Raw genomic sequence first — 18,570 nt, 5'->3', positions numbered from 1 at the left:
TCATACAAGATTCATCGGGTTGTCACGATAGACCTCTAGCATCAGTGCTGATGTTAATGATCAGTCTTGGAGGCATACGTGAAAAATACCCATAAAGTGGTGCTCGCTGCAGCACTGGCCTGGTCCAGCGTGCCAGCAATGGCGGAGCAATGTATTGAAGGCGGCACTGTCGATTCCCCGACGCTGACCTGCACTGCGGCTGACAGTGGCAATATTGACGACGACCGAAACAATCTGTCAGTGACCGTCGAAAGTGATGCGCAGATCGTCCGCACAGAAGGACGCCCGGTGCAATTGGGCGGGTCGGATCAGTCGGTCGACAATCAGGGCCTGATCGAAAGCGGCGACGATGACGCGATCCGGGGCACAGGTGCTAACCTGACGGTTGACAATTCCGGCACTATCCGTGGCGGTGACCGGGGTATCCGCCTTCAGGACGATGCTGACAATTTCACCCTGATCAACCGGGAAAGCGGTGAAATCCTCGCGCGCAATCAGGCTGTCCGATTGGACAATGGTGACGAACTGGAAAACGCTAATATCACCAATTATGGCCTGATCGAAAGCACCGAGGGCCGCGCCATCCAGAGTCGCGGACCGGGCGGCACCGTGATTAACCACGGCACACTGCGGGGCGGTGAGGAAGTGGTCGAAGCGCGTGAGGACTTCACCATTGAGAACCGTGGCACCATTGCCCTCCGCGGGCTGGAGTGGAACGCGACGACTCGCAGTTGGTCCATAGATGGCTCGATTGCGACTGACGACGAAGACGGTGTGCAGTTCGCCAGCGGGACGTTGGATAACCACGGTGTGATTCTCGGCACCGATGACGGGATCGACATTGACGAGGGGCGGGTGCACAACCATGCCACTGGTGTGATTGTGTCCACGGGATCGGCGAGTGATTCAATGGATGGCGGCAGCGGCATCGACGTGGATACATTGTTCGAACCCACGCAGGGCGATGTCCGCCCCGCAGGCCCACTGACCATCATCAACGAAGGCTATATCGAAGGTGTCCGCGCCATCGGCACGGATGAGGCCAGCACCTCCGAGATCACCATCGAGAACAGCGGCACCCTGCGGGGTCGGTCCGGCACCGCCATCCAGCTTGCCCCCGAACAGGGCGATAGCAGTCTGCTGGTCTCGGGCGACAGCAACATCTTCGGCGATGTGATCTTTGGTGCGGGCGACGACCTGCTAACCGTGGAGGGGTTGACCTCGGGCCTGCTGATTAACGGCATCTTCGACGGCGGCGCAGGCAACAACAGCGTTTTTTTGAACGACTACCTGCTGTCCGACCTTCTCTCATTCGAGATTACTGACGATCTGATCAATCTCTCCCTCGCTATCCTGAATAACCAGGTGCTCTCAGGGCAGTTCATAAATTTTGCTACATGGACCTTTTCCTCTGATGGCCCTTTTTCCACTGAAGATCTTGCAAGCCGGTTTGCGACCCCAGTGCCAACACCCGCGATACTGCCCCTTTTCCTCCTTGGGCTCGCCGGGATCTGGGCCAGTCGAGCTCGTCTTTTGAAGTAGCCGTTGAGGCAGGGGCTTCTACTCTCGAGCAAGAAACCCGGGTCCTGGTTGAACTTAAAAATATGGTTTTCGCAACCTGTTGAGTACGGTTTAACAAAGGGCCCGGCATCCATTTTGATTGGCGTAGAACCCATGCCATCGTATTGTTTTATCGGCGCGCTGCACCGATAAATCACTCACTGCGACCCACCTTGCCAGCTCCACAATATAGAAGTGCATTTAAATGTACGCAGGTAATTCCCACGTCAAGAATTCACTCAGGTAAAGATATCCGCCCGCTTTCTGTGTTTCTGGTGGGTGTCTCCATATTTGTAAAGCAGATCCATTAAACCCGCCGTTTTATGGTGTTAACACGAGAGGGCGTGGAGTTCCTGTGCTGGTGGACGTCCGGGAATATGAGAGGATGCAATAGCGGCTCGAGCTGTTGGAGGGGCTTTATAAAGCCGAAGAGCGGGTTGCCAATGGGGAATGTATTTCTAATAAAGGTACAAAATCACGAGTTTTGAGTAGGCTGCTGGCCGACTTCCCTGAAAGTGGACGCATTGTTCCTGAGGTGGACGCGTCGCATTAGAAATTAGCATAAAAAAGCCCCGCGATGCGGGGCGGACTTCAATATGAAGCAAGCTGTACTGCCAAGAAGATACCTCTGGGCAGTAATCCGAGTGGTTTTCAGCGTGCGGCGAGTTTGGCTCTCAGGCTCAGGGCCGCGAGGCCAATGCCCAACAGCAGCAAGGTGCCGGGTGCGGGCACAGTGCCACCGGGAGTTTGCTCAATCAGGAAAGCATAGTTGATGTATCCGTCACCCTGGCCGTTGTCTCTGACCCAGGCGCTGGTGTCGCCCCGAATGTCGTAAATACCGTTGTTGTTGGAATCAACCCGGTAGCTTTCGCCGAAGAGGTCGACCCCGATATAGATCTGGTCAAGCCAGACCATGTTGTTGATGGCCAGGGGGTCGGCACTCACGGTTGAAATCGCGTAATTGCTATAGCTGCCACCAAACAGCAGGGCGGCAACTTCCTGGCCAGTGTAGGTTGGCGTTGTGAATTCACTCCAGCTCGGGCCGTCGGCATTGTAGGTATCCCAGCTGCCGACATAAATGGGTGCTGCGTACAGGGAGCCGCTGAATACCAGTGCACATATGGCTACGCACTTTCCCAGGAATTTCTTTGTAATCATGTTGTTCTCCAAATTTTACTGCCAGTTAGGTGGCTTTCGCTGCAGTGTCTCAACACTGCCAGACGTTGCTCAAGTCTTGTGGTTTATGTTAAGCATAAAGTGTGCCATATTTATTATTTCATTTAATTACAATGAGTTAGTAAATGCTTGGGGTGTTGGGTAGTGGCTGGCTGTAAATTATGTTGACAGTACAACCGGTAAAGTCCGTGGTGCCAATTTTTAGAAGATGAAAGAATTGCTAACAACTGAGAATTAATTAAAGGGAGCGCTGAGCATTCAAATGGAAAGGGTCACAATAATTATTGATTAACTACTTTTCGCTATCTGCTTTCATCACTTAACATAATTCAGGTTTATGACTCTTTTGGCTGCTTGCTTTGGCTGCTTGTGCTGATCAAGCAGTCTGACTGTAAAGTGGCAAACGCTCATAAGGTTGGTCATCTACAGGTTATTTCCTGCCTGTAACGCAACTGTGATATTTAGGGGGCATATGCTCAAGTTTCTGCGAATTTTTAGTTGGTTGCTGTTCACATTTGGTGTCGTTGGATTTCTGGCTGTTGCCCTGGGGTTTAAACCGGACATTGGCTCGGTAGCTTCGGCGCTCGGAATTCTTGGAATTCAGGTGATATTTTCGGCGATGATTCTGTACGGATTCAGGCTGCACCGGCAAGGCAGAATTGGCCGTAATAACCTTGTTTACGGTAGCTGGTTTATTATTGTCGCCCTTGTGATTATCGGTCAGGTCTGGATTAATATCAGTGACGTCAACTTTTAATAAAACGCAGCCCTGAAGTTAATGGGGTACGGTTTGACGAGGTGGTGGGGATACCTTATATAAACCTTCACGGAGCAGCCCCCCCACACAAAAACCATCGACGATTGGGGGTTCGAAGTAGAAATTCCCGGTCAAGGATTCAAAATGTGGCTTCCCCATCAATAGTGGGCCGGGATAGATTCCCTTTTTATTTGTAATATCTCAGCGCTTCATTGAAAAGTGGCGATACACGAGATTTCAGCTTTATAAAATCTGATTTTTTACCGCTTATGATTAACATTTTTGGTGCCCTGACCCGTACCGAAACGCATCCAAAAAAGTCTGAAATCTACCATGCACAATGGTGCCAAACACCCCAAGGCGGCATGGAACTCAGGGCAGTAAATCCCCAGGTCAAAAGATGGGCTAATGCCGGGCAGGGTGCCGATGTTGTTAATGTGTTCAGGATTGGCATGAGTTTGTGGCAGGGTAAAGATAAATATTGCCGATGACTTTCAACGCTGTTTTAAACGGGGAGTTTTTATTCATATTTGAGTTCCAGCCTTCGGCTTCGTTGTAGAAATGGTAAAAGGGTCATGCCTTTGAGGTCGTCAGGTTCCTTTACATTGCCGGGATTCAAGTATCAAAGAATTTTAGTTAACTGTTTGATTTTTATTTATATTTACATTTTGGCCTGGATTTTGCTGATGTATTAAACTTGAATGTAGTAAAGTGGCGGTTGATTCATCGTTACATAATTAATATATCGAAAAAGAGGTACTAATGATGCGTGGTCAATACAAAAAAATTCTGTTCGGATTGGGCTTGGGTATGGCCATGTCGGTTGGTACTTTCAGTGTTCATGCGAGTCCCATTACCAGCGGGCTGTTCACTCCCGATGCGGTTGAAGACTACGAAGGCACGCCTGGCAGTCGAACAGTTTTAACCACGTTGTTTGGCGGAGACGTGAGTGTTGTCGATGGTTCAGTAAATCATCGGTCGGTTGACGCGGGTGACTGGATTGACTTCAGGTCATCAAGTGCGATTGTCCCGAATTCAGGCTCACGCTTTGGTGTTGGGTATGGCTTCGGTAGCTATTCCCTGGATTTTTCTGGACTGGGTGGGATTTTCGGATTCAGCGGCTGGTTCAGTGCTGCTGGTGCCGGTTCGGAGTTTATCGAGTTTTTTGGTCTTGCCGCGGAATCGCTGGATATCGTTTCCAGAGCTAACGGCTTTGGCCCGGGTGACGGCACTATGGAATTTGTGAGTGTGCTGTCTACGGTTGCTATTGGGTCAATCACTATTTCCGGGTCAGAGATTGCATCGGACGATCTGGCCTATACAACATCCCGGGCTACCGGTCAGATTCCAGTCCCTGGTACTCTGTTGCTGGTTGGTCTGGGCCTGGCTGGCCTCGGTCTGCAGCGTCGTAGACGTGCTCTGGCCTGATTGCCAGCAGTCCCATTTGCTGTTCGGATCTAATGAATCAGTAACGTGAGTGACAGACTCGTCTGATTAAAAATAGTTGTGGGCCAGGCTTCTCTAATTTATGGAAGCCTGGCCCACATTTTTATGTATGATATTTTTTATAGGCTCGGCTTGCATGGCTTACCACCTGTTTCATTGTGGTAAATCAGTTCGTTTCATGTGGTTTGAGTCCCTTTCTTTATCGACTTCATTGATTGCCTGACGATATTTTTTTGTGGATTGGTCATTGGCCGCTCCATAGACTCCTGTCTAGTTCTTTCGAAAACTGGCGGTGCCAGAAAGCAGAATTTTCCGTAAGCTGTTCGCAGTGAGCATCTGCATGAAAAACCCTGTTTCTCAGATGTTCCAACCCTGTCGCTCCTGAACCATTCAAGACGTTAGCTGTAGTTAGGTATGGTGAGATAACTATGTTTAAACGATTGCGCAACTGGCTGGAAGGTCGGCGCGTTAAGAAAATGGGTTTTACCGCCGCGCAATGGGAGGCCGCTATTGCCGACTGGCCGGTGATACGTCGTTATCAGGGTTCTGAGCGCGATGCCCTGCGCGATATGACCTTTCGGTTTCTCGCGCGTAAAACGTTCGTTTCCGGCGGTGAGTTCCAGTTCACCGATGCCATGTGTCTGAAACTCGCGACAATGGCTTGTGTACCCATTCTGCATCTCGGCCTGGACTGGTATGACCGCTGGCAGACGGTGATTCTCTACGAAGATGATTTTGTGCCGAACCGCCCCCATCGCACTGATGATGGTGTGGTTCACGACAGAGGTCCCGGCTTGAGCGGCGAAGCCTGGTATCGTGGTCCCGTGATTTTATCGTGGCAGTCTATCTGCGACAGCGGCGCGGATACGCGTCATGGTAAGGCCGCTAACGTAGTGGTCCACGAGTTGGCGCACAAACTCGATATGTTGCGTGATGGTGCGAATGGTGCGCCGCCCATGCATCCCGACATGCGTCCCGGCGAGTGGCACGAGATTTTTACGACCGCGTGGGATCGATTGCAAAATGACCGGCAACATCACCGATCACTACCCCTTGATGACTATGCACTGACCAGTCCAGCTGAATTCTTTGCGGTGTGCAGTGAAGCATTTTTCGAGACGCCGGAAACCATGAAGGCAGCGATGCCCGAAGTCTACCGGTTGTTGTGCCAGTTTTATCGCCAGCAACCGGTGCCGCTGGCGATCTCTGGTATGTAATCCCTGCACCCCCTTCCGGATCAATCTGTGCGTTGGCTCCAGTGAGTAAGGTTCGATTGGCACCTTAGTCTAGGATTTAACAAAAAGGGGGTAGCCAGAGATTCTTGAGTAAGCGGTTGAGAAACTTGCCTCACTAACCTGTAATACACCTATGAATGATTCGCTTTATTTAGTAATTGACCAAGGTGGCCAAAGCAGCCGGGCACTGGTATTTGATGCCCAGGGCACCACTACATTGTTGCTTCGGCGCGCTGTGGCGACACGGTTTATTGCGGGAAATCGGGTGGAGCAGGTGCCAACGGATGTGGTGAATTCCATTCGAGAGTTGCTGGAAGACGTTGCCGACAGGCTGGGGCCGGATCTGCAACGGCTGCAGTCCGCTGCGTTGGTGACCCAGCGCTCCAGTCTGGTGTGCTGGCATCGGCAAACCGGTGAGCCGCTGTCCCCGGTAGTCAGCTGGCAGGATACCCGCGCTGCCGCGTATCTGGCCGATATCAAACTCGATCCGGCAACCATAGCTGATCTCACGGGTCTGCGCCCCAATGCCCACTATGGAGCCAGCAAGTTGCGTTGGTGCATGGAACATATTCCTGCAGTAAGCGAGGCAATGGATACCGATCAGTTGCTTTGCGGGCCATTGGCAAGCTATCTGTTGTCTGCCATTACCCGGGAGCACTCAGTGGCGGTAGATCCCGGTAATGCCCAGCGCACCCTGTTGTGGAATATTCATTGTGGCGACTGGGACGAAACCCTGTTGAGCCAGTTTGCTATTTCCCGCCGAGTGCTGCCCCCGGTTTGTTTCACCCAATCGGATTTCGGGGACCTCAGTCTGGGTGGCAAAGCAGTGCCATTGGCGCTGATGAATGGCGATCAGAATGCTGCATTTTTTGCTATTGGCCCGTTGCAATCAGATCGTCTTTATATCAATGCCGGCACTGGAGCGTTTATCGCCATGCCGTGGCCGGCCGATGATCCGGCACCGGCGGGCCTGCTGAAAACTCTCGTCTATCAGTCTGCCCGGCAACGTCTGTTTGTTGCCGAAGGCACGGTGAATGGTGCGGCCAGTGCCCTCGATAGCATCAGCGCCGGGTTGGGTGTCGAGGATTACCCGCGCTTCCTGGGGGAGTGGTGTCAGACCGAGCGGGATGTGCCGCTGTTTCTCAACGGTATCGGCGGGTTGGGTGCGCCCTGGTGGCAGAGTGATTTTCAAAGCCGATTTATCGGTGAGGGTACGGCGGCGGGTAAGCTCGTCGCGGTATTGGAAAGCGTGGTTTTTATGCTGATGGTGAACCTGACCCGCCTTCGCGAGGATCGCGATCCTGTCGTGGAGATAGTGGTCGGCGGCGGTCTGTCGATGATCGACGGCTTCTGTCAGCGGCTGGCAGACCTGTCCGGGTTGATCGTGTTGCGCAGTGGTGAAACGGAAAGCACCGCGAGAGGCGCGGCTTTTTTGCTGGCAGGTCAGCCGGGAGATTGGCTGTCGGCATTTGAGCAGTTTAAGCCGCAGCCTGATGGGGCTATCAAGCAGCGTTACACTGACTGGCTTAAAGCCATGGCGGACGCGACGGCAAGGTCTGTCTGACAGGACCTGGAGTCAGGATTGCTCTTTAGCGGGTGGCAGGGGTAACCGGCGGGTGTCACCGCGTCGCCCGGCACTGGCCGGCCCCAGTTTTTTCTGGATCCGTTTCAGGACTTTTTCTGCGGTGGCGCGGTAGCCAGTGAGTTTGCCGCCATAGATCGCCAGATAGTGCGAATTTTCCACAAACTCCACTTCTCGGCTGCGGTGGTGAAATCCTTCGGCAGCTTTTGGCAGCACCCGGAGCCCGGCCATTTCGCCGCAAACCCGGCCATCGTAGTCAGGGAAATAATGCTTCAAAATACCTAACAGGTAGTCTCTCTCTGCCGCTGTGGGCAGTACCTGATCCGGGTCGCCGTCAAAGCCGGTTTCGGTGGTGCCGAGCAGGGTAGTGTTATACCAGGGCAATACAAACACGGCGCGACCATCACTGGGGGATTCCAGATAAAAACAGCGGTCGCTGATTTTCCTGTCCAGCAACAGGTGCGTTCCCTGTACGAGATCCATGTCGAGATGACCTGGTTCCGGTGTTATCCGCCGGGCCATCTGGTTGGCCCAGGGACCAGCGGCATTCACCAGAAAACGGCAGTGTACGGCTCTTTCCCGCGATGCCGTTTTCATCAGGACACGATAACCCTCCGGCGTGCTTTCGGCAGCGATGACTTCTGCCGGGCTGCCAACCTCGGCCCCCAGCGATTCGGCAGACTGAATGACTGCGCTGGTGAGCTTGGCATCATCGGTCTGTGCATCTCGGTAGCGATACACTTTTTTCAGTCCGGTTGTTTTCAGCCCTGCGAGTTCGGGCCATTCGGCCGGTGGAACTACGTTAAACCGGGCATCGGTGCGGCAGCCCGACAGGAGCCAGTAGAGCGTCAGACCGGCACGAAGTTGCCAGGAGCGCAATCGCGACCCTTCATAAAGGGGGATGTAGAACCAGTTGCCATAAACCAGCTGCGGAGCCAGCGATAACAGGCGTGTGCGCTCCCGCAGGCTTTCCCGTACCAGCGAGAACTCCCAGCTTTGCAGGTAACGCAGACCGCCGTGAATCAGTTTGCTGGATTTGCTGGAGGTGCCTGAACCCCAACTGTTTTTTTCCAGTACCAGGCAGTGATAGCCGGCGGCCTGGGCGGCCTGTACCACCCCGGCGCCCATAATGCCGCCGCCGATCACCACCACATCGAACTGGTTGCCCGGATGGGGTTCGCTGGGGTTGTTGTCGGCCACTGTCAGAGGGCCCGGTGGGCGAGGTTGGTAATCATGCTGCCGATATCAAAGGTTTCCACCATATCGGCACCGCGGTTGAACCAGTCAATGGCCTGATCGGGGTCTTCCACCTCGTACACCACGACAGTACTTTGCAGATCGTCCAGCGTGGCTCCTTCCGGCACTTTGTCGGTGTCGCAGAAAATAAATTCCGGTTGGATGTCGGTGATCCAGGGCCCCTGTCTGTCCTGCCAGTCCTTGAGTACCACTCCGAGGCGGGAAAACTGCTGTTCGTGGGCATACTGGATAAATTCGTCGCTGAAACTGATCAGTACGCACTGCCCGATAACCGGGTCAAGTGTTCCGGTGACAATGCGATAGGCATTTTCTATGCCGACAGTCTCCAGCCCGGTGCGCTTCAGCTCGATAAAAGCCGTGACATCGGGATGCTCCGACAGTAATCCGACCAGTGCCGAGAGAGGGGTGATGTGCTCACCGACGAACGCCTGACCCAGCCGCTCCGGTTCGTTGGCCGGGTATTGGCACAGTTCATCCAACGTCAACAGATGAATGGCATTTTCCACGCCGCTGATACGGGTCATGAGGGTGTCGTGGTAAAGCACCGGTTGTTGGTCGGCGCTGAAAAGAATATCGGTCTCGATAAATTTTGCCCGGGCTTCAATCGCTTTGCTCATACCGAGCAGGGTGTTCTCCGGGTAGTGTCTGGGGTAGCCCCGGTGGGCGACCAGTCGCTTCGCTATCATGATGATATCCTGTCGTGCGCCTATCTCTTTATCCTAGAGCAGGGCAGGGGTAACGACAATCGCTATCGGGGTTGATGATGGTTGTTCAGCCCAGTTTTTTCTCGCCGGCATCAACGGATTGCAGGATCAGCGTGTTGATGGTCATGGGGCCGACACCACCCGGTACCGGGGTGAGGGCGGCAGCGCGATCGTGCAGGGGCGCCAGTTCGATATCGCCGACACCGCCGGGGTGGTAACCGGCATCCACAACTACCGCGCCATCCCTGATCCAGTCGGCCTTGATAAATTCGGGTTTCCCCACTGCGCCGACCACCAGATCGGCACCACCTATAATTGCCGGTAAATTTTCTGTGCGGGAGTGGCAGATAGTTACTGTGGCATTGGCATTGAGCAACATCATGGCCATGGGTTTGCCGAGAATCGGGCTGCGGCCGACGACGACGGTGTGCTTGCCTGCCAGGGGGATATCGTAGGCGGCCAGCAGACGCATGATGCCCTGAGGTGTGGCAGAGCCATAGGCGAATTCACCCATGGCCATGCGGCCAAAACCGAGGCAGGTGACCCCGTCCACGTCCTTTTCCAGGGCGATGCTGTCGAAACAGAGACGCTCGTCAATCTGGTTCGGTACCGGGTGTTGCAACAAAATGCCATGGCAGTTGGGGTTGGTGTTAAGCTCTTGAATTTTGGCCAGTAGCTGTTCAGTGGTGGTGGAGTCGGGCATTTCTACCGCGATGGATTCCATGCCCACGCGCTTGCAGGCATTCTGTTTCATCTTCACATAGGTGGCCGATGCCGGGTCGCCGCCCACCAGAATGGTGGCGAGAATCGGTGCCTGGCCACCACTTTTCTGTTTCAGTCGTGCTACCCGTTCGCTCAGTTCGGCCTCGGTCTGTTGGGCGATGGCTTTGCCATCGAGAATGATTGCTGCCATGGTGGGTTTGACTCCTGAGTCCGGGTGGAAGCCGTGTATTTTCGCACTTCGCCTCTTGTCTGTGAAGCGAATAACCGGTGGCACCCGATCCGGCTTTTTGATTGACGAAGCGGGTTGGCGTCAGTATTATGCGCTGCTCTCGAAATGAGGGTTCAGAGTGAGAACGGGGAATAGCGCAGTCTGGTAGCGCGCCTGCTTTGGGAGCAGGATGTCGGGGGTTCGAATCCCTCTTCCCCGACCACCCTCATCTTCGGAAACTGTTGTAAACTGCTTGTTGAGCGCCCGTAGCTCAGCTGGATAGAGCAACGGCCTTCTAAGCCGTAGGTCGCAGGTTCGAATCCTGCCGGGCGTGCCATCCAGTTCTGGCGCAATAGACAGCAAGTAATACAATGGTGGCTGTAGCTCAGTTGGTAGAGCACAGGATTGTGATTCCTGTGGTCGCGGGTTCGATCCCCGTCAGCCACCCCATCTTCCAGAAGGCGGTCCATTCGGACCGCCTTTTTTGTTTGGTTCCTTTTAGCGTGTTCGCTTGATTTTGGTTGTATCAGCAGGGCTTCACGATGTCTGCTGACCAGCCTTTCGGGGGCCAATGTCTCTATTGCCATTGATGACTTTGGTACCGGTTATTCGTCTCTCAAGTACCTTCATGCGCTACCGGCATCGGTGCCTAAGGTAGATCAGAGCTTTATTTTTGCGTTGCCGGATGATGAGAGTGCTGCAAGCATTGTGGAAATGGCCAGCCCCCTTGCCAGCAGACTAGGTATGCGAATCGTAGCTGAAGGGGTGGAAACCCTAGAGGCCCTGGATTTACCAACCCCCGGCTATTGGCAGCCCAGTAGCTGAACCGGATTGGGTTGTTTTCCGGTATTCCACCAAAAGGTCGGGTAAATCAGGGTTTTTTCAACGCTTCGGCGAACAGTGCGCCGAGGGTCCCGGTTTTGGCGGGCTGTTGTGCGGACTGCCCGGGTTTTTTGGACGTTTGCTTGTTTGTAGCGTTGTTGCGTTGTGGATGTTGGCGTGACTTTTCTGGCAATGCTTTGTTCTTTGTCGGTTCGTCGCCCAGCCGCATGGTCAGGGCAATGCGCTTGCGCGCAATATCCACTTCCAGTACTTTCACTCGCACGATATCACCGGCCTTGACGACTTCTCTTGGGTCTTTGACGAATTTATCCGCCAGTGCCGAAATGTGCACCAGACCATCCTGGTGTACGCCAATGTCCACAAATGCACCGAAGCTGGTAATGTTGGTGGCCGTACCCTCCAGCGTCATGCCGGGCTGTAGATCCTTTAGCGTTTCAACGCCGTCCTTGAAAGTGGCAGTCCTGAATTCCGGACGCGGATCGCGGCCGGGTTTGTCCAGTTCGCTGAGAATATCCGTGATGGTGGGCAGGCCAAACCGTTCATCCACATAGTTGTTTGCGGGGATGTTGCGGAGGGTGGCGGTGTCACCGATCAGCGACTGGATAGGTTTGCCGAGATCTTTGGCCATGCGCGACACCAGCGGGTAACTCTCCGGATGAACGGCGGAGGCATCCAATGGGTTGTCACCATTGGCTATACGCAAAAAACCGGCTGCCTGTTCGAAGGTTTTGTCGCCCAGCCGCGGTACTTTTTTCAAAGCGGAACGGTTTTTGAAGGGGCCATTCTCGTCCCTGAAAGCCACGATATTGTCGGCGATGGTCTGGTTCAGGCCAGCCACCCGGTTGAGGAGTGCGGCGGAGGCGGTGTTTACCTCCACACCGACGGCGTTTACACAATCCTCCACCACGGCATTCAGGCTGCGGGAGAGTTCAACCTGACTGACATCGTGCTGGTATTGTCCGACACCAATGGATTTCGGATCGATTTTTACCAGCTCTGCCAGCGGGTCCTGCAGTCGCCTGGCTATGGAAATGGCACCACGGATGGTGACGTCCAGCTGGGGGAACTCGCGTGCGGCAAGCTCGGAGGCTGAATACACGGAGGCACCGGATTCGTTTACCACCACCGCCTGGGTGGCGAGCTCCGGGCGATTTTTCAGCATTTCCCTGACAAAGCGTTCGGTCTCCCGGCTGGCCGTGCCATTACCGATGGCGATCAATGCGATCTGGTGTTTTTGGCAGTAGGCCAGCAGCTTGGCTTCTGCTTCCCGGGTTTTGTTCTGCGGCGGGGTCGGGAAAATGGCATCGTGATCCATGACTTTCCCCGTGCTGTCCACCACTGCCACCTTGACGCCCGTTCTCAGCCCGGGATCCAGTCCGATGGTGGCTTTTTGACCTGCCGGTGCGGCCAGTAGCAGATCCTTGATGTTGGTGGCAAACACGCCGATGGCATCGGCTTCAGCCCGCTGCCTGAGTTCTGCCAGCAGGTCGGTTTCGATATGCACATGCAGCTTGACTTTCCAGGTCCAGCGCACCACTTCGGCCAGCCAGTCATCGGCGGGGCGACCTCTGTGCTCAATATTGAAATGGCGGGCAACTGTGGTTTCGCAAGGGTGCTGATTAGTGGCATCAACGGTAAGATCTACCTTGATCGACAGAATACCTTCACGGCGGCCTCGGAACATGGCCAGCGCACGGTGTGAGGGGGTATTTTTCAGGGACTCAATGTGTTCGAAGTAGTCGCGGAATTTCTCGCCCTCCTGTTCCTTGCCAGTTATTAAAGTAGTTGTCAGCAATGCTTCATCGGCGAGCTGCTGGCGCAGTCTGCCGATCAGGTCGGCATCTTCGCTGAACCGTTCCATCAGAATATATTTGGCGCCATCCAGTGCGGCTTTACTGTCTGCTATACCCAGTTCTTTATTGATGTAGCTCTGTGCCTCTTGCTCAGGGTTCAGTTCTGGGTCGTCGAGCAGTGCGTCTGCCAGGGGTTCCAGTCCGGCTTCAATCGCAATCTGCCCTTTGGTTCGACGTTTGGGTTTGTAGGGTAGGTAGAGGTCTTCCAGCCGGGTTTTGGTGTCGGCACCGAGAATAGCCGTTTTTAATTCGGGGCTGAGTTTGCCCTGTTCCTCAATGCTGGCGAGAATGGTGGATCGGCGATCTTCCAGCTCCCGTAGATAGCCGAGTCGTTCCTCCAGAGTGCGTAACTGCGTGTCGTCCAGGCCCCCGGTCACTTCCTTGCGGTAACGGGAGATAAACGGTACCGTCGCGCCATCGTCCAGCAGTTGCATGGCGGCGGCAACCTGAGCCGGCTTGACGTGGATTTCCGTAGCGATCTGGTGCTGGATTTTATTCATATCGTCCATCGTATTGTCTATGGCAGGAATGCTGATAATGACAGAGTGAGAGCGCGATTATGGGCGATTCTCCCGGCCCGCGACAGACTTGTCCCAGAGATTAAAATATGGCTGACAATGACGGTATTCAGTGCCCTCTCTGTGATGACCGGGCAGTGGTGCATTACTGGTCTGACCGGCAACGGGATTACCTGCAGTGCGCGCACTGCCAGCTGGTGTTTGTCCCGTCCGGGCAGCAGCTCTCACCAGCGCAGGAAAAGAGCCATTACGATCTCCACGAGAACAATCCCGGGGATCAGCGCTACCGGGCATTCCTCGGCCGTCTCTGCACGCCGTTGATGGACAGGCTTGCCCCGGGGAGCCGTGGCCTGGACTTTGGTGCAGGGCCGGGGCCGACGCTGTCGGTAATACTGCAGGAAGCCGGGTTTGATGTGGCGATTTACGATATTTACTATGCCCCGGATAGGTCGGTGCTGGCCAAGCGCTACGATTTCATTACTGCCACAGAAGTGGTCGAACACCTGTCGCATCCCGGCGAAGTGCTCGGTCATCTTTGGACAGTACTGGAGCCGGGTGGCTGGCTGGGTTTAATGACCAAGTTGGTGCGCGACAAGGTGGCATTTGAGCGGTGGCACTACAAAAATGACCCGACCCATATCAGCTTCTTCAGCTTTGTCACCATGGATTATCTTCGCACCCGATGGGGAGCCAGCATTGAGCGGCTGGAAGATGATGTAATTTTGTTCAGGAAGCCTGATCGTGGTTTATGCTATGAACTCTGACAGACAAAAATGCCGCAGTCAGTACCCATGGGTCACAAATGCCCTTTGCCGGTCAATGTGGCCCTGCATACTATCACCCGGCGGTTCGCTAATTCGCGCTATAGGCCAATGGCCTTAAGTCACCACCACTTTTTCAGGATAGGAGCACCCATGTTTCAGGGCAACACCCTCAGCTTGAAGCCGCTCAAAAGCGGTTTTGTGGAACTGAATTTCAATGCACAGCAGGGCTCGGTCAATATATTTAATCAAGCTACGCTTATGGAGTTGCTGGAAGCACTCTCGCTGCTGTCGGAAAAGGCCGATATCAAAGGATTGCTGCTCACCAGTGGTAAAAGCGTGTTTGTGGCCGGGGCGGATATCACCGAATTCGGTGAGGCGTTCAAAGGCAGTGAGGCGGACCGCCGCAAATTTCTTGCTCCGGCCAATGAAGCGTTTAACCGAATTGAGTCACTACCGTTTCCGTCGGTGGTGGCCATCAATGGTTTTGCCCTCGGTGGCGGTTTTGAGGTCTGCCTCGCCTGTGATTTCCGGGTGATGTCGAGCAAAGCGCAGGTGGGGCTGCCGGAAACCAAGTTGGGTATTATTCCCGGTTGGGGTGGCACGGTCCGGCTACCGCGACTGATTGGTTTTGACAATGCTGTGGAGTGGATTGCCGGAGGGCAGCACAAGAAGGCCGCTGCCGCCCTCACAGATGGCGCTGTGGATGCCGTGGTAGAGCCAGACCTGTTGAAAGACGAAGCGCTGAAGATGCTGATGCGTGCCGCCAGCGGCGAACTCGATTATATGCCCCGTCGTCAGCGCAAACAGGCCCCCATACAACTCAATACGATTGAGCTGGGGATGTCCGTGCACACCAGTCGCGCTGCGGTTATGGCGAAGGCGGGCAGTAACTATCCCGCACCGCTGGCCGCCGTTGATGTTCTGTCGCAGGCTGCCGAAATGAGTCGTGACGAAGCACTTGAAGTGGAATTCCAAGCTTTCAGCGACCTGACCCAGACACCGCAGTGTCGGGCACTGGTGGGCATGTTTCTCAACGACCAGTTTATCGGCGGTGTCGCGAAAAAATATGCCAAACAGGCGACTAAGTCGATTGCTCACACTACAGCTCTGGGCGCGGGCATTATGGGTGGCGGTATCGCCTATCAAAACGCCATCAAAGGTTTTCCGGTGTTGATGAAAGACATCAACACCGATTCTCTGACGTTGGGTATGAGTGAGGCGAATAAACTATTGGCCAAGCGGGTAGATCGCGGCCAGATGAGTCCGCTGGAAGCTGGCTCGGTACTGTCGAGAATCATGCCCTCTTTGAGCTACGACGGGATCGAGCATACCGATATCGTGATTGAAGCGGTGGTGGAGAATGTCAAGGTTAAAAGTGTGGTGTTGCCGGAGGTTGAGGGGCGACTCCAGCAAGATGCTATTCTGGTGTCCAACACCTCGACGATTTCCATTGATCTGTTGGCTGAAAACCTGACACGACCAGAAAATTTCTGTGGCATGCATTTCTTCAATCCGGTTCATGCCATGCCATTGGTGGAGGTGATTCGCGGCAGCAAAACCTGTGATGAGACTGTGGGCTCCGTCGTAGCCCACGCGCTGGCGCTCGGAAAGAAACCCGTTGTGGTGAATGATTGCCCCGGTTTCCTGGTAAACCGGGTGCTGTTCCCCGCAGTGTTCGGCTTTGACATGATGATAGTCGACGGTGCCGACTACCAGCACATCGACCGGGTGATGGAGGCCTGGGGCTGGCCGATGGGCCCCGCCTACCTGCTGGATGTAGTGGGTATCGATACCGCTGTGCACTGTTTCCCCAGCATGGTGGAGGGCTACCCGGATCGCATGGCAGATGCTGCGGATATTTCGCCCACTCGTACCCTGTTTGAGAACGACCGGCTGGGTCAGAAAAATGGTAAGGGCTTTTATCTTTACCAAAAAGACCGGCGCGGCAAGCCCGGCAAGTTTGCGGACGACTCTGTGGCGGAGCTGTTTAAACCCCTGATCTCCCATTATCACCAGCTCACCGATGAAGATATCGTCGCCCGTTATATGGTGCCCATGTGTATCGAGCTGGCGCATTGTCTGGAATCCGGTGTGGTGGGTTCGCCCGCTGAAGCAGATATGGCGATGGTTTATGGCCTTGGGTTTCCGGCATTTCGCGGTGGCGTTTTCCGCTGGATGGATGAGATGGGGTTGGATAATTTCTGTGCTATGGCCGATCGCCTTGGCCACCTGGGTAAGCTCTATGCCCCCACTGAAAAAATGCGAGAGATGGCCGCCAGCGGTGAAGGTTATTACGGCTGATCGCCGGACCAGAGGTTAACAGGAGATATTTTGTGTGCTTGAAACCAAGAGATACGGTGATTATTGATTGCGCGCGAACCCCCATGGGCCGCTCAAAAAATGGTTCCTTCAGGAATCGCCGTGCTGATGAAATCGGCGCGGCGCTGATTGAGGGTCTGCTGGATCGCAATCCGCAATTGAATCCCGCTGAAATAGACGACATCCTGTGGGGTTGTGTGATGCAGGGTCGGGAGCAATCCTTCAACGTAGCCAGAATGACGGCCCTGCGCACCCGCATTCCCCATCACGTTCCTGCAATGACGATCAACCGGTTGTGTGGCTCTTCCATGTCGGCATTGCATATTGCCACGGCCAATGTGATGGCGGGACTGGGCGATATTTATCTGGTGGGGGGGGTGGAACACCTTGGCCATGTGCCGATGACTCACGATCACGACCCGAACCCGGCGCAGAATCTCGGGGTTGCCAAGGCGGCGGGCATGATGGGCCTGACTGCAGAATATTTGGCCCGGATTCACGGTATTACCCGTGAGCAGCAGGATGAATTTGGCGTTCGCTCCCATCACCTGGCGGCTGAGGCACGCACTGCAGGCCGGTTTGTCGACGAGATTATTCCGCTCGAGGCCCACGATGAGAATGGTGGCCTCTATTTAATGCAGGAGGATGAGACAATCCGTCCTGAAACCAGCCTAGAGGGATTGTCTCAGTTGAAAACGGTGTTCGATCCGGTCAGCGGAACGGTCACTGCCGGTACTTCCTCGCAGGTTACCGATGGTGCAGCAGCCATGCTGGTGATGTCTGCCGAGCGAGCTACTGCTTTGGGTCTGACGCCAATGGCGAAAGTTATTTCAGTGGCGGCGGCGGGCGTTGACCCCTCGATCATGGGCTATGGACCAGTACCCGCCACCCGTGCGGCCCTGAAAAAGGTGGGACTGACCATTGCTGATATCGATTATCTGGAATTGAATGAGGCGTTTGCCGCCCAATCCCTGCCAGTGTTAAAGGATCTTGGTCTGCTGGACGTGATGGACCGGAAAGTGAATGTCAATGGTGGTGCAATTGCACTGGGGCATCCATTGGGTGCCTCCGGTGCCAGAATCAGCGGGACATTGTTGAATGTGCTTCGTCAGCACAACGGTACACTGGGGGTTTCAACCATGTGCATCGGGTTGGGACAGGGCGTGACGACTGTATTTGAGCGCTTGAGTTAGCGGTGGGATTTTGGTCGATTTACAGATAGAACGCGCTATTTGATGCGACACAAAAAACCGGCCTTGGGCCGGTTTTTTTTGGGAATGTAAAGATTGTCGGGTTGCCGATTATTATTTATCTTCTTCAGTTGCCTCTTTGGCTTTTTCCCACTGTTCTTCAGTAGCCTCTTTGGTTTCCTGCCATTGTTCTTCAGAGGCCTCTTTTATGTCGTCGGCCATCTCTTTCATGTCTTCCTTTGCTTCCTCTGCCATTTCTTTAGCGGTCTCGCCGGTTTCTTCCATTGTTTGCTCGGCGCTCTCTGCAGCCTCTTCCATCACAGGTTGCTCACCGGCTCCTTCATCTTCTGCGCAGCCTGACAGTATAAAAACGGCTATGAGTGGTGTTGCCAGATACGCGAGTAATTTGTGTGGTTTGATCATAATACTATCCTG

Annotated in this window: 16 protein-coding genes and 3 tRNA genes; 13 read left to right on the top strand and 6 right to left on the bottom strand. The window is 54.4% G+C overall.

The annotated features are described in order from the left end of the window. The first annotated feature begins 78 nt into the window (after positions 1-78). Positions 79-1,542: a hypothetical protein gene (locus U740_RS10915; protein WP_036860731.1), complete on the top strand. Its 1,464-nt coding sequence runs from the start codon at positions 79-81 to the stop codon at positions 1,540-1,542. Between the two features lie 669 nt (positions 1,543-2,211). Here U740_RS10915 and U740_RS11925 read toward each other — a convergent pair. Next, positions 2,212-2,718: a PEP-CTERM sorting domain-containing protein gene (locus U740_RS11925; RefSeq protein WP_051921491.1), complete on the bottom strand. Its 507-nt coding sequence runs from the start codon at positions 2,716-2,718 to the stop codon at positions 2,212-2,214. Positions 2,719-3,208: 490 nt separating this feature from the next. Between U740_RS11925 and U740_RS10905 the strand changes: the two genes are divergently transcribed. The 5 genes from U740_RS10905 to U740_RS10885 all read left to right on the top strand — a co-directional run bounded on the left by U740_RS10905 (position 3,209) and on the right by U740_RS10885 (position 7,738). Next, positions 3,209-3,493, top strand: a complete 285-nt coding sequence (locus U740_RS10905) for a hypothetical protein (RefSeq protein WP_036860729.1) — start codon at positions 3,209-3,211, stop codon at positions 3,491-3,493. A 212-nt stretch (positions 3,494-3,705) separates the two neighbouring features. After that, positions 3,706-3,984: a hypothetical protein gene (locus tag U740_RS10900; protein ID WP_152556837.1), complete on the top strand. Its 279-nt coding sequence runs from the start codon at positions 3,706-3,708 to the stop codon at positions 3,982-3,984. A 271-nt stretch (positions 3,985-4,255) separates the two neighbouring features. After that, entirely contained in the window at positions 4,256-4,921 is a 666-nt protein-coding gene (locus tag U740_RS10895) for a PEP-CTERM sorting domain-containing protein (RefSeq protein ID WP_081890926.1), read from the top strand. 446 nt (positions 4,922-5,367) lie between these two features. Beyond that, on the top strand, positions 5,368-6,156 hold the full coding sequence (locus U740_RS10890; protein ID WP_036860723.1) for a M90 family metallopeptidase: 789 nt from the start codon (positions 5,368-5,370) through the stop codon (positions 6,154-6,156). Positions 6,157-6,307: 151 nt separating this feature from the next. Next, entirely contained in the window at positions 6,308-7,738 is a 1,431-nt protein-coding gene (locus U740_RS10885) for an FGGY family carbohydrate kinase (RefSeq protein WP_036860721.1), read from the top strand. Between the two features lie 12 nt (positions 7,739-7,750). Here the strand turns inward: U740_RS10885 and U740_RS10880 are convergent, their stop codons facing one another. From U740_RS10880 to folD, 3 genes are all read right to left on the bottom strand, one after another. Next, positions 7,751-8,956, bottom strand: coding sequence for an FAD-dependent oxidoreductase (locus tag U740_RS10880; protein WP_235189860.1), 1,206 nt, complete (start codon positions 8,954-8,956; stop codon positions 7,751-7,753). A 2-nt stretch (positions 8,957-8,958) separates the two neighbouring features. Beyond that, positions 8,959-9,699, bottom strand: a complete 741-nt coding sequence (locus tag U740_RS10875) for a glycerophosphodiester phosphodiesterase family protein (protein WP_036860720.1) — start codon at positions 9,697-9,699, stop codon at positions 8,959-8,961. 85 nt (positions 9,700-9,784) lie between these two features. Beyond that, the gene (folD, locus tag U740_RS10870; protein WP_036860719.1) at positions 9,785-10,630 is read right to left on the bottom strand and encodes a bifunctional methylenetetrahydrofolate dehydrogenase/methenyltetrahydrofolate cyclohydrolase FolD; all 846 of its coding nucleotides are present in this window, start codon (positions 10,628-10,630) and stop codon (positions 9,785-9,787) included. 164 nt (positions 10,631-10,794) lie between these two features. On the opposite strand from folD, the gene U740_RS10865 reads away from it, so the two are divergent. The 4 genes from U740_RS10865 (at position 10,795) to U740_RS12315 (ending at position 11,473) form a co-directional block, all read left to right on the top strand. Further along, positions 10,795-10,871 (top strand) — tRNA-Pro (locus tag U740_RS10865). 37 nt (positions 10,872-10,908) lie between these two features. Further along, positions 10,909-10,985 (top strand) — tRNA-Arg (locus tag U740_RS10860). Between the two features lie 37 nt (positions 10,986-11,022). Then, positions 11,023-11,098 (top strand) — tRNA-His (locus U740_RS10855). After that, positions 11,063-11,473: an EAL domain-containing protein gene (locus U740_RS12315; protein ID WP_081890925.1), complete on the top strand. Its 411-nt coding sequence runs from the start codon at positions 11,063-11,065 to the stop codon at positions 11,471-11,473. The genes U740_RS10855 and U740_RS12315 overlap by 36 nt, the downstream gene beginning before the upstream one ends. Positions 11,474-11,519: 46 nt before the next feature. Here U740_RS12315 and U740_RS10845 read toward each other — a convergent pair whose 3' ends face one another. Next, positions 11,520-13,844, bottom strand: a complete 2,325-nt coding sequence (locus U740_RS10845; RefSeq protein WP_036862009.1) for a Tex family protein — start codon at positions 13,842-13,844, stop codon at positions 11,520-11,522. 107 nt (positions 13,845-13,951) lie between these two features. Here U740_RS10845 and U740_RS10840 point away from each other — a divergent pair, with 107 nt between their 5' ends. The 3 genes from U740_RS10840 to fadA all read left to right on the top strand — a co-directional run bounded on the left by U740_RS10840 (position 13,952) and on the right by fadA (position 18,138). Further along, positions 13,952-14,626, top strand: a complete 675-nt coding sequence (locus U740_RS10840) for a class I SAM-dependent methyltransferase (RefSeq protein ID WP_036860716.1) — start codon at positions 13,952-13,954, stop codon at positions 14,624-14,626. Between the two features lie 150 nt (positions 14,627-14,776). Further along, positions 14,777-16,927, top strand: coding sequence for a fatty acid oxidation complex subunit alpha FadB (fadB, locus tag U740_RS10835; protein WP_036860715.1), 2,151 nt, complete (start codon positions 14,777-14,779; stop codon positions 16,925-16,927). A gap of 32 nt (positions 16,928-16,959) precedes the next feature. After that, on the top strand, positions 16,960-18,138 hold the full coding sequence (fadA, locus tag U740_RS10830; RefSeq protein WP_036860714.1) for an acetyl-CoA C-acyltransferase FadA: 1,179 nt from the start codon (positions 16,960-16,962) through the stop codon (positions 18,136-18,138). A 111-nt stretch (positions 18,139-18,249) separates the two neighbouring features. On the opposite strand, the gene U740_RS11920 is transcribed toward fadA, so the two are convergent. Beyond that, positions 18,250-18,558 carry a hypothetical protein gene (locus U740_RS11920; protein WP_051921490.1) on the bottom strand — a complete coding sequence of 103 codons (309 nt, stop codon included), beginning with the start codon at positions 18,556-18,558 and terminating at the stop codon, positions 18,250-18,252. Between the last annotated feature and the right edge of the window lie 12 nt (positions 18,559-18,570).

Source organism: Porticoccus hydrocarbonoclasticus MCTG13d (genome assembly GCF_000744735.1).
GTDB classification, from domain to species: Bacteria; Pseudomonadota; Gammaproteobacteria; order Pseudomonadales; family Porticoccaceae; genus Porticoccus; species Porticoccus hydrocarbonoclasticus.
Note: the sequence above shows the minus strand (reverse complement) of the source record. Positions and strands in the feature narration are given on the sequence as shown.